Here is an 8,943-nt window from a genome sequence, read left to right on the forward strand (position 1 = left end):
ATTCACGATCTTCAAAGTTTGGACGTAAATTGATTCAATCAATAAACCTAAATAGGAAATGGGTTAGAGATGAGATTTAAAGGTGTCCTTGGTAGAAAATGTGATGCCTTGTTTCCAGTTAAAACTACACATCTATATTTCGATAAACAGAAAACCACTTATCATTCGTATAAAAATGTAATCTTAAAAAGCAGGGAGGAGTGAGAGGCGAAAATTAATTAGGTATTTAGAAAAATTAATGACCCTTTAAACAATAATTTCAGAACATGGCCAAATTTGGTTTTGAATCAACTCTTTCACACATGCCTTAATGGCTGACTTGGCAGCAAGTGCAGCGGGTGATAATTCTTCTTCTGCAAGGCTCACTAAGTAGTTAATTCGTTCCACTTCTGGGTCAATCACCTTAAGCAATTGCAGCTGATGTTTGTATTCTTGCAGGCAGGCACTTCCGGGACGAACACTGGCAAGGTCGAGGTGAATTAGGCTGTCCATGAGTAAATGTAAGCCATCAATTTCATAGACGACATTAAGCTGTCCAATCTTGTGTTCAAGCAGCTTTCGTAAGCTATGACGCTGACGTGGCAACACTAATGGAATATCGCCAATTTGTTGCGACTGAATAATGCCGCTTTTAATGCAGTCGGCAAGACCGTATTTTTCGAGCACTTCTTTTCGCGCCATTAAATACATTTGTTCACGCACCAACGGCTGGATAGACCACTGCTTATCAATTTCATTGGTAAAAATAATCGCGATATCAAGCTGACGCGAGTTAATGTACTGAATGAGGTTACCTGACAGGGTTTCCACAATTTCTAGACGAATGTCTGGATAGCGTTCAGACATTAGTTTCATTAAAGGGATACCGATTAAAGCGGTAATGGTCGGTGGAAAACCAAGGCTGACATGACCTGAAAGCCGTGCTGAATGCGCAGCATCTATGGCAAAGTTCACTTGACGTAAAATAAGCTGAGAGTGCTTTAAAAAGGCAAGGCCAGCAGGTGTAGGCGTGACACCAAAGGCATTACGCTGTAATAAGCGAATGCTTAACTCTTGTTCTAGCTTACTAATTTGCTGACTAATGGCCGAAGCACCAACATCGAGTTTTTGGGCAGCTTTACCAATACTGCCTGCTTCAACCACCGTCAAAAAATATTTTATTTGTTTGATTTCCATAATAAATGTATTCGCTCATCATCCTTGATTTATAGAAATATGAAGGATTGGAAAATCTATCATGCGTTTTAATATTAACAGCAAAAAATATAAAAGTTCCTTAAAAATTAAATAGCTCTCTTGGGAAAGTCTTATAAAAAGCCTTTTTAAAAGTACAAACCCTATATAAGCATAAGCGACTTATTCTTCCATAAAATGAGTTTCTTACTGAAATTTAGTAAAAAGTAGAATCACCCCTAAAACACATAAAATTGAACCAATCACTTTATTAATTTGCACTTGCTTGGCTAACATTTTCTGTCTCAACAGCATTGATGAAAACAGCACAGCCACCAGTGAAAACCATACAAAATGGGCAAAAGACATAAAAAAGCCATAAGTCAAAAGAATCGATTTAGGTGTAGTTAAACTCACAATTTGCGTATAGGTACTAATCACAAATAGCGTGGTTTTAGGGTTCAAGGCGTTGGTAAAAAAGCCGTACTTTATTGCTTGCAAAGTACCTATAGACGTTAAGGCAGCGGTGTCTAAAACAGGTTTTTGAGTAAAGGTTTTATAGCCAATATAGATCAGGTAAAGCGCACCAATATACTTAACAATAGTCAAAATTTGCGGCGTATATGTCATCACAAAGGCAACGGCTACAAGTGTATAGGTGACATGCACCAACACACCAAGCGATATCCCGAGTGAAGTGAATACACCTATTTTTCTGCCGTACAGATAACTATTTTTGGTGACAATCGCGAAGTCAGCGCCGGGGCTTACTACTGCCAAAATCGTAATGAGAATAACCGCAATAAACTCTGCCATTATCTTGTACCCTCACTGAACAAGAGGGAGTTGTTCTGTACTTTTTGGAATGTATGTAAGAAGGTGAAAACACTACTTAAAATTGCTCTTCTTTTTACAAGAGATGTGGGGGCTTTAGGTTTGCGAAGATAGATATCGATATTCAATATGTTTTTCATCATCTAAAATGAGGTTTAATAAAGATGATTTTTATTTTGAATAAAAACCTAGAAATAAAAATCGATAAAAACGACTTCATATCTATGAGTTTTTGGAATGATTGAAAGAATATCGCTGAATTCACTAAAATTTTTCTATTTTGTGGCGAAGTATGGCAGCGTTACTTTAGCTGCAAAGAAATTATTTGTGACGCAAAGTGCGGTCAGTAAACAGATTTATAATTTAGAAGAAGCTTTGAATACGGCTTTGTTCGAGCGAAAAAATAAAACACTTGTGATGACCCAGCAGGGCGAAATTTTATTGAGTTGTTGCCATCAGGTGTTTGGTCAACTTGATGAATGTTTGATTCAACTCAGCCAACCCAAAACCGAAAACAAACAACTAGTCTTGTCGTGTGAACCGACTCTTTCCATGAAATGGCTCATTCCGCGGTTATCAAAATTTAAAAAGCTCGGTCATGATTTTGAGGTTGTATTACTTACCGCAGGTGGGGTGGTCGACTTTGAAAAAGATAATATTGATATCGCGATTCGCCGAAATGATTTTGATTGGGGAGAGCATATCTATAGCGAAAAAATTGCCGATGAATATATTGCTCTAGTTCAACCAACCAAGACATTGGAAACTAAAGACGTACTCATCTCGACCTCTAGGCCAAATTTTTTCAAAAGCATGAGTCGCATTGCTGAGTTAAAGCAAAGCTTAAAAGGCTACACGAAAGTTGAACTCGAACATTTTTATCTATGTTTAGAAGGTTGTTTGGCTGGACTCGGAGCTACAGTCATCTCAATTTATATGATTGAAAAAGAGCTCGAGTGGAACTTACTGAAAAAAATTTCACCAATCGTTCAAGATAATTCAGCCTATTTTCTACTTTCTCATGGCGCTTTTGAGGAAGATCCACGCAAAACCATATTTTTAGAGTGGCTAAAAGCAGAGATGAGCGAGATTCAACATAGATTACTTTAGGTTGAGCAGTTTTATTTAAAAATAAATAGTTTAAATATTTGAAAATAATCATAAATTATGAAAATTACAGGCATTGAAACATGAGTGTCGTATGTCTCGTTTGTGCTGTCTAAAAACCCCTAACATGAAAAATATTTAAATTCCTACTTATTTATTAAACTCCAAACATGAATTTCACTCAGTTTTGAATGAGACTAAATCATTTTTATTCATGTTGTGATTGCGGTATAAATCTATTCATGCTCTGAAGCACTCCAGTAATTCACTTTTTGATAAGACCATAAGGCACAAAACTGACAAGGCTGGAAAGTTCAAAAAAGAGCTCGAAATTTTTTTAGGTTTTATCTCAGAAATTAGGGTACTGATCAAAATGAGTAAAGAATTTACATTTACGATTAAGAGTATTTGTTTCGATGAGAACTATCGTCCAGCAGACAATACGCGTATTACCACCAACTTTGCTAACTTGGCGAGAGGGATGAGCCGCGAAGAAAATTTGCGCAACACATTACGCATGATCGACAATCGTTTCAATGCCTTAGCTCATTGGGACAACCCTAAGGGCGACCGCTATGGCGTTGAACTTGAAATCATTTCAGTTGAAATGAACATTGATGCCGAAAACCGTACTAGCGGGCTTCCTCTCATCGAAATATTGAAAACCAATATTGTTGATAAGAAAACCAATGAACGCATCGAAGGTATTGTTGGCAACAACTTCTCGTCTTATGTACGTGACTATGACTTTAGTGTGTTGTTGTTAGATCACAACAAAAACAAGTCTACGTTTAGCACGCCAGAAAAGTTTGGTGAACTGCACGGCAACTTGTTTAAGAGCTTTATTAACTCTGAAACTTACAGAGCCAATTTTAAAAAAGCGCCTGTGATTTGCCTAAGCGTTTCAACAACTAAAGAGTACCACCGTACTGAAAACGAACATCCTGTTTTGGGTGTGGAATACAAGCAAGAAGACTATTCATTAACCGATGAATATTTCCAAAAAATGGGCTTAAAAGTTCGCTACTTCATGCCGCCAAACAGCGTTGCGCCGTTAGCGTTCTATTTTACTGGTGATTTGTTGAGTGATTACACCAACCTTGAGTTGATTAGTACCATTAGTACGATGGAAACCTTCCAAAAGATTTACCGTCCTGAAATTTACAACGCAAATTCAGTGGCTGGAAAGTCTTATCAACCAAGCTTGAAACACGAAGATTATTCACTTACTCGAATTGTGTATGACCGTGAAGAACGTAGCCGTCTGGCTATAGAGCAGGGGAAGTTTGTTGAAGAGCAATTTATCAAACCATACCAAGCGATTCTTGAGCAGTGGTCTGCTAATTACGCTCCTAATTAATCAACATACAGGTCATTTAACATGAAAAAATTATTACCGACTTCAACTGCTGGCAGCTTACCAAAACCGTCTTGGCTTGCAGAACCTGAAAAGCTTTGGTCACCTTGGAAACTTGAAAACGAAGGCTTAGTTGAAGGTAAAAAAGACGCGTTACGTTTAGCTTTGCATGAACAACAACGTGCGGGCATCGACATTGTGAGCGATGGTGAACAAACTCGCCAACACTTTGTGACCACGTTTATTGAACACTTAAATGGCGTAGATTTTGAGAAGCGCGAAACAGTTCGTATTCGTGACCGTTACGATGCAAGCGTGCCGTCTGTTGTAGGTGCAGTGTCTCGTCAAAAGCCTGTGTTTGTTGAAGATGCTAAGTTTCTACGTCAGCAAACTGATCAACCTATTAAATGGGCATTACCTGGCCCAATGACCATGATTGATACACTTTATGATAGTCACTACAAGAGCCGTGAAAAACTAGCTTGGGAATTTGCCAAAATCTTGAACCAAGAAGCGCGTGAGCTAGAAGCTGCTGGTGTAGACATTATCCAGTTTGACGAACCTGCATTTAACGTCTTCTTTGACGAAGTAAATGACTGGGGCATTGCGACTTTAGAGCGTGCAATTGAAGGTCTAAAATGTGAAACTGCGGTGCACATTTGCTATGGTTACGGCATTAAAGCCAACACTGACTGGAAAAAGACACTCGGTTCAGAATGGCGCCAGTATGAAGAAGCTTTCCCGAAACTTCAAACTTCTAACATTGATATCATCTCGTTAGAATGTCACAACTCGCGTGTGCCAATCGACTTACTTGAACTCATTCGTGGTAAAAAAGTCATGGTGGGTGCAATTGATGTCGCATCTAACCAGATTGAAACACCAGAAGAAGTGGCGAACACACTACGTAAAGCACTTCAGTTTGTAGATTCTGACAAGCTTTACCCTTGCACAAACTGCGGTATGGCGCCTCTTTCTCGTGAAGTGGCACGTGGCAAGTTAAATGCTTTAACGGCAGGTGCAGAAATTGTTCGTCGAGAACTAACTGGTTTTGAACTTACTGCTTAATATTTACCAATACAATGGTATAAAGGGTTACTTTTTTGATGGCTATTGATAATCAAAGCAGTAACCCTCATTTTACTTATTACATGTCGCTCTAATTAGATCGCATGTCGATAGTACCTTCCTGATGGAGTTGGGCGGTATAGCAAAACACACAGGAAAAGGTACGGTTCAATTTAGGAATAATGTCATGGTTCAAGCAACAGACTTTAGAAATGCAATGTCTTTACTCACAAGTGCGGTTAGCGTTGTGACCACGGCAGGCATGTCTGGCCGTTTTGGATTTACTGCCTCTGCTGTTTGTAGTGTGACTGACACACCGCCGACATTATTGGTGTGTATGAACCAATCTGCGAGCTCACATGCACATTTCCTAGATAACAAAATCTTAACGGTAAATGTTTTAGGTGCGCATCACGAACATATTTCAAAAGCATTTTCATCTAAACTCACACCAGAAGAACGCTTTAAACATGGCGAATGGATTGAGTTAGAAACGGGTTCACCTGTGTTAGATGATGCTTTGGTCAGTTTCGATTGTGAGATTGAACAAATTCAACAAGTCGGCACACATACGATTTTTATATGTCCGATTGTAGCGATTAAACAAAGCCAGCATGACCAAAGCTTGGTTTACTTTAACCGCGCTTATCACCAAGTGGGGCAGACCGAGATTGTCTAATCCCACTCGTTTTGTTGTTTCTGAAATAGCGAAATGAGGGTCTAGGAACGATCCTATTTACAGGTTGTTTCACCCGGTTCAGGCTCTCGAATTTCTAGCTTATTGTTCTGTTCTACTACACAAATACGTGTATCGAAAGTTTTGTATATATCTAAAGTAATGTCATAAGCCACATTCTTTTCAAATGCCTTTAGAGGAATTTTTACACAATCTTTCTCTTCTATTGGCAAAGGAACATTTGAATATTCTTTCTCATAGGTGCTTTTGTAGCCGTTTGTATAGTCAGCTTTTGCCACAAAAATCAAAAATTTATTATCAAAAGAATAATGCGTTTTTTTAGGGTTATTGGTAAAGGCACATACATAATCTTGATGTAGAGTAACTTCTAATGGAAGAGGGCCTTGGCTACAGCCATTTAACAAACACCCAGTTGTTAATATTAAAATGGACTTTGAAGATAGTCTTATCATTTATGTTCTCGTAAAGTTCTAAAAAATATTCAAAATCAAAAAGTAAAATTCATGCGGTTTAGCTTACCGTATCTGACTCTTTTTAAAAAATGAATAAATACAATTAAATATAATATCTAAAATAATAATTAAGTTAATCTAATGAAAAATAATAAGAAATTTAAATACTTGTCATAAAAGCGACATTGACACATCTAAACTCTCAGATTATGCTTTGCGTGCTGGCCACATTGCCAGCCGGCTTTGACAGGCCGATTTTTCGAGTGCATTGAAAAAACACGTTTTTTTTGATGTAGACCCACTCGTCTCCCTTTTTGTAGCGGTAGGACGGAAGGGGGACACCTTCGGGTGTGCTGGGTTCTCGAAAACCAGTCTGTCAACCCTCTTTCGTTCTGCCACCATAAGTCCAAATGAATGCTCTGGCAGAACTCCAATAATCAGGAGTTGGCTATGCACATCCATCATTTCTTGGCCTTGAGCGCCAAAAGCTATAACGACACAGCTTAAAAAATTATAGCAGCTTGAACGCCCTAAGGTTTTCAGGCTTTACGTCATTTTTACTTAAAACTTAGCAAAACAAAACTTGAGATGTGCCAAGCACCGTCTTGCGGCTTTGCTGTGCCTTTTTTTCTCCCAAAAAGGGCACAGGCTTTTTATCTCATTTAGACACAACAAGAATTTAAAAAGGTAAAACTATGCCAACTTTAGAAATATCATCCAAAAAATTACAGGTTATTCAAACCGCTATCCAACTCTTTACTACTCGTGGCTTTCACACCACAGGCGTAGACCTAATTGCTAAAGAAGCCAACATTACCAAGTCCACGTTTTATAAATATTTTGGCTCGAAAGAACACCTGATCGAAATGTGCACCGCCTTTCAAAAAAGCCTGCTCAGAGAAGAAGTGCTCTCTACCATTTACTCAAACCGTTACTACAGTTCAAAAGACAAACTCAAAGAAATTATTGTTTTACATACCAATTTAAACAGCCTGTACAACCTTTTACTTAAAGCCATTTTTGAAATAAAACTGCTTTACCCAAAGGCCTACCGTATGGCGGTTGAATACCGAAAGTGGTTACGCCATGAAATTTTTGACCTAATTTTTAGCGGAGAAACCCGCGAGCCAAAATTTGATGCCGACATGGTGGTCAACCTGATCGATGGTTTGCTGCTACAGGTTTTAAGCTCAAATAGTTTGGATGAGCGGGATGTGGTGGTGGAGCGGTTTTGGGGGAGGGGTAATAATAAGATAGTATACGGTGACTATACTTAAGGTTATTCAATAAAATTTTATTTTTATGCTAATATTTAGCCGCTAAGGATATGTTAAATATAAATTATATTTCGATAGTGTTTTATGGGTTAATTTGACTATCGCTATTCAGATTATATGATTTTAGTAAGGTTATTTTGATAATGAAATTATTTATAAAAATTATTTTATCTTTAGTAGCTGTTTTTCTTATTCTATTAATTGTAACTTCATCTTTTAACCTGCAATCAAAAGTTTTTAAACTATTTCATCCTGATTGGGTTGAAGTAAAAGATTATAAAATTTTAGATTATAACGTTTACTGCTCAAGTAAACCATGGCGACGAGGAATGGATAGGAATGCTCGTGGAGATATAAAGTATCAATATACGTATCGAAATGCCACTTATACATCAGAAAAAGAAGATTTTATGGTTGTATATAGATTATTTATTTCTGAAAACTGTGATGAGATGAAAGGTCAGAACATATCTATATTTAATGAGATAAAGAAAAATAATGAAATAAAAATTTTTATTTCACCAGACACAAAGAAATCGAAAATATTAATAACCAAAAAGGGTTTATCATTTAGAAACTCTTGGATGATAAATCTTGTTTTAGAAATCCAATTAATCATTTTGGTCTTAATCGGTTTAATTATATATCTGACAGTCACTTCTAAAAAATAATAGAGGACTAATTTGTATGTTAATAGTATATAATTATCTGTCATTTGCTAAGAGTTAATCTATTATAGTTTTGAGTTATGAATAAATTTTTCTATAGTAGTCTCTATCTTGTATTGTTTTTACTTGTTTTAATTTTTTTATGCACAAGCATTCCTACTGCTAAGTTAAAAATCTTTAATTTAACTCATCCAAATTGGATACAGTTAGAAAAATTTCAGATCTTAAATTATGAGATTAAGTGCTCAAGTCCTTGGGGACGAGGCGGGGATAAAATGGCAAATCTAGCAGTTTCATATCAATATAATTA

At 37.1% G+C, this 8,943-nt stretch carries 9 protein-coding genes and 1 pseudogene; 7 read left to right on the top strand and 3 right to left on the bottom strand.

The window, feature by feature from the left end:
• Positions 1-246 precede the first annotated feature (246 nt).
• Both ACG59Z_RS17035 and ACG59Z_RS17040 read right to left on the bottom strand, forming a co-directional pair.
• Positions 247-1,176, bottom strand: coding sequence for a LysR family transcriptional regulator (locus ACG59Z_RS17035; protein WP_400200530.1), 930 nt, complete (start codon positions 1,174-1,176; stop codon positions 247-249).
• Between the two features lie 204 nt (positions 1,177-1,380).
• Positions 1,381-1,989, bottom strand: a complete 609-nt coding sequence (locus tag ACG59Z_RS17040; protein WP_400200532.1) for a LysE family translocator — start codon at positions 1,987-1,989, stop codon at positions 1,381-1,383.
• Between the two features lie 255 nt (positions 1,990-2,244).
• Here ACG59Z_RS17040 and ACG59Z_RS17045 point away from each other — a divergent pair, with 255 nt between their 5' ends.
• The 4 genes from ACG59Z_RS17045 to ACG59Z_RS17060 all read left to right on the top strand — a co-directional run bounded on the left by ACG59Z_RS17045 (position 2,245) and on the right by ACG59Z_RS17060 (position 6,218).
• The gene (locus ACG59Z_RS17045; RefSeq protein ID WP_400200534.1) at positions 2,245-3,117 is read left to right on the top strand and encodes a LysR family transcriptional regulator; all 873 of its coding nucleotides are present in this window, start codon (positions 2,245-2,247) and stop codon (positions 3,115-3,117) included.
• Between the two features lie 370 nt (positions 3,118-3,487).
• Positions 3,488-4,474, top strand: coding sequence for a DUF1852 domain-containing protein (locus ACG59Z_RS17050; RefSeq protein ID WP_016804373.1), 987 nt, complete (start codon positions 3,488-3,490; stop codon positions 4,472-4,474).
• Between the two features lie 21 nt (positions 4,475-4,495).
• Entirely contained in the window at positions 4,496-5,539 is a 1,044-nt protein-coding gene (locus tag ACG59Z_RS17055; protein ID WP_400200538.1) for a methionine synthase, read from the top strand.
• A gap of 187 nt (positions 5,540-5,726) precedes the next feature.
• Positions 5,727-6,218 carry a flavin reductase gene (locus ACG59Z_RS17060; RefSeq protein WP_032014964.1) on the top strand — a complete coding sequence of 164 codons (492 nt, stop codon included), beginning with the start codon at positions 5,727-5,729 and terminating at the stop codon, positions 6,216-6,218.
• A 53-nt stretch (positions 6,219-6,271) separates the two neighbouring features.
• Here ACG59Z_RS17060 and ACG59Z_RS17065 read toward each other — a convergent pair whose 3' ends face one another.
• On the bottom strand, positions 6,272-6,688 hold the full coding sequence (locus tag ACG59Z_RS17065) for an NF045616 family extracytoplasmic (lipo)protein (RefSeq protein ID WP_004703602.1): 417 nt from the start codon (positions 6,686-6,688) through the stop codon (positions 6,272-6,274).
• Between the two features lie 695 nt (positions 6,689-7,383).
• Here ACG59Z_RS17065 and ACG59Z_RS17070 point away from each other — a divergent pair.
• The 3 genes and pseudogenes from ACG59Z_RS17070 to ACG59Z_RS17080 form a co-directional block, all read left to right on the top strand.
• On the top strand, positions 7,384-7,965 hold the full coding sequence (locus tag ACG59Z_RS17070; RefSeq protein ID WP_400200541.1) for a TetR/AcrR family transcriptional regulator: 582 nt from the start codon (positions 7,384-7,386) through the stop codon (positions 7,963-7,965).
• A gap of 143 nt (positions 7,966-8,108) precedes the next feature.
• Entirely contained in the window at positions 8,109-8,636 is a 528-nt protein-coding gene (locus ACG59Z_RS17075; RefSeq protein WP_400200543.1) for a hypothetical protein, read from the top strand.
• Between the two features lie 77 nt (positions 8,637-8,713).
• A pseudogene (locus ACG59Z_RS17080) lies at positions 8,714-8,943 on the top strand (hypothetical protein); the annotation flags it as partial.

The organism is Acinetobacter sp. ABJ_C1_1 (assembly GCF_044684115.1).
GTDB classification, from domain to species: domain Bacteria; phylum Pseudomonadota; class Gammaproteobacteria; order Pseudomonadales; family Moraxellaceae; genus Acinetobacter; species Acinetobacter nosocomialis_A.